1 protein-coding gene and 2 pseudogenes are annotated in these 1010 nt (G+C 73.8%); 1 reads left to right on the top strand and 2 read right to left on the bottom strand.

Annotated features, from left to right (window positions below; all coding sequences use genetic code 11):
* Nucleotides 1–289 (top strand): annotated as a pseudogene (locus GH736_RS23440) (hypothetical protein); the annotation flags it as partial.
* 58 nt (nt 290–347) lie between these two features.
* Here the strand turns inward: GH736_RS23440 and GH736_RS23435 are convergent.
* The gene (locus GH736_RS23435; RefSeq protein WP_159607466.1) at nt 348–605 is read right to left on the bottom strand and encodes a hypothetical protein; all 258 of its coding nucleotides are present in this window, start codon (nt 603–605) and stop codon (nt 348–350) included.
* Nucleotides 602–1010: pseudogene (locus GH736_RS24775) on the bottom strand (hypothetical protein); the annotation flags it as partial. The pseudogene GH736_RS24775 and the gene GH736_RS23435, both read right to left, overlap by 4 nt.

The raw sequence follows: 1010 nt of genomic DNA, 5'->3' as shown, positions 1-1010 counted from the left end.
GTACGGGGCGGTTCGGGCGCCGTGGGGCGACGAGGCCGAACTCGTGGCAGCGGTCGACCGCACGGACGCCCCGTGGGGCGAGTCGTTCGGCGCGGCATCCGTGACCGTGGATCCGTTCTCCACGGCGCCCGAGGGCCGCGAGGTCGGCCGGGTCGCCGTGGCCACCGCGACGGGCGAGATCGCGTCGCCGCTGCAACTCTCGGGAGACATCCGCGACCCCGGCCCGATCTGGCGGCTGACCAACCCGTCGACGCTCATCGCGGCGTTCTTCGCCGGCCAGGGCGACTGAGCGACGGGAGCGGATCGCCCGACGTCGGGGGGCGCCTCAGCGGGCGCAGGTCACCGGTTCAGTCGTTGTCGTCCTCGTCGAACTCGACCGGATCGGAGTCGCCCGCGTCGAAGCGGAACCGCACGCGCACCTGCCCGTTGACCTCGCGCTCATCGACGGCGTCGTACCAGAACAGCGACTCCAGGCCGTCGACCGCGGCCAGCATGCCGACGCGGGACTCGGGCTTGCCGCCGACGAGAACCCGATTCTCGAAGTCGCCCTCGAGCGGCCCGTCGATGAACTCGGCGACGTACTCTGCTGCTGCGTCTGCACTCATGCCACTACGTTAGCCCGCGGGAACGCGCGTGCACAGGAGCCGCGCCCGGGTCGGGGCCGGGCTCCGTGCGACCGTCCGGTGCGGCGCAGCCGCACGTCGGCACGAGCGGTCGGCGCAGTGCGGTGCACGTATCGGCGCCATTGGCGGTCCCACATGTCCCAGTACGGGTCGTAGGCGCCGCCGTCACGGTCGAGGGCGCGACGTCGACGGAGTGCGTCGGGCGCGTCGACCCAGATCCGCAGCGCCGCGCGCGCCGGCACCCCCGCCGCGAACGCACCGCAGCCCTCGACGATCAGCGCACCGCCGGGAGGAACATGCTCCTGCCCGCCCGGGCGATCGTTCGCCCAGTCCCAGCGCCGCCATCGGCCCGGCTGGGACCGCAGGCGCCGGGGCACCAGGGTCTGC

It is taken from the genome of Agromyces humi (assembly GCF_009720255.1).
Taxonomy (GTDB): domain Bacteria; phylum Actinomycetota; class Actinomycetes; order Actinomycetales; family Microbacteriaceae; genus Agromyces; species Agromyces humi.
This window is presented reverse-complemented; position numbering and strand designations above follow the sequence as displayed.